Origin of the sequence: Pseudomonas lurida, assembly GCF_013522705.1 — a bacterium.
In the GTDB taxonomy this organism is placed as follows: Bacteria; Pseudomonadota; Gammaproteobacteria; order Pseudomonadales; family Pseudomonadaceae; genus Aquipseudomonas; species Aquipseudomonas quebecensis.
On sequence record NZ_JAAMRE010000062.1, the window covers coordinates 1 to 1336 of the forward strand.

At 58.5% G+C, this 1336-nt stretch carries 1 pseudogene; it reads left to right on the forward strand.

Annotation, left to right across the window (positions count from 1 at the left end):
- Positions 1 to 59: 59 nt before the first annotated feature.
- Positions 60 to 1336: pseudogene (locus tag G7025_RS26520) on the forward strand (hypothetical protein); the annotation flags it as partial.

Consider the following 1336-nt stretch of genomic DNA (forward strand, 5'->3'; position numbering starts at 1 on the left):
TCCCGGCAAGTGGCGGGGCCCTGCGTTCTGAAACTCTCATCGTCAGCGTTGGCCAAGCCTTGGGCGATTTGCTGCGACCCGAAGTGCTTGAAGCCTCCCGCAACCCCGATCAACTGACGCCCGAAGCCGTCACACAGGGTGCGACCATTCGGGTCACGTTCCCGCAAATGCTGCCCACCGACCGCATCCGCGCCGTATGGACGGGCATTCCCGACATCGGCAGCCACAGTGAAACCAAGGACGGCAACAGCCACAAAACCCTGGACTTCATTGTCCCCGCCGACGTGGTGGGGGCTAACATCGCGCCCTTTGGCCAACAGATCAGCGTGCAATACTTCCTGCTGCGGGGTACCCGCGAAATACCGTCGTTGATCCTCGATCTGTTGCTGCTCAACCTCAACACCTTGCCGATCCCGACCATTGAAGGCGTGGGGGATGCAACGATACTCGACCTGTCACGACTGACCGGCACCGAGCGCACCATGATCAACACCTGGCATTTCATCCATCGGAACCAACGCATGTGGATGGAGTACGCCGGGACCTATGACGACCTGGAAAGGCCTTATTTCGAAGCCACGTACACCAACAACCTGGTCACTGCCGACGGTGAGGTTAACGGCATCCTGCCGCCAACGCCCGTGGATGAACTGCGAAAGCTGAAGGATGAGTCGATACTGACCGTCAAGTTCTGGGTCAGTTTTGATCGGGGCTCGAACAAAGCCAACGCGGTGTTGTTCCGCGAACGTCGTTACACCGTGCAAGCGCTGCCCAGCGAACTGCCGGCGCCCAGGTTCCACAACCTTCCGGGTGCGAGCCTGAGCATCTACCCACTCCAGTACGAGCACTATGCTTTTGTGGCAGTGGCTTACGAGGGCATGAACAGTACGCACTTTATCGAACTGCAATGGATCTATCCCGATTGCACAATGGAGCCGATCTCTGGGAGGTACGGGTTGGACGGCGGGCGCGTGGACTTCCCGATCAGCGCAAGGATCATTGCCAACAGCGTCGGTAAAACGATCACCTTGCGTTACGTGGCGACCATCAGAACTGACAGGGTGACCTCTGCCATTCAAGAACTGACGGTGGAGATGATCCGGCCGGAAAACTTACCGCAACCACTGATCAACGGACTGCCGGACGGCGGCGTTCTGGACCTGGCGGACTTTACCGGCCCAGGTAAAGCCAGTGTCAGTAAATGGCCGTTGAGCTTTATCAACCAAAGGGTATGGCTGACCTGCAGCAGTCCGGGCGTGGACGACTTGAAGGTGCTTGACGGGTATGCGATCAACTCAGGGGAAGCGGCGGCGGGGCTGGTGAATAAGGATGTGGC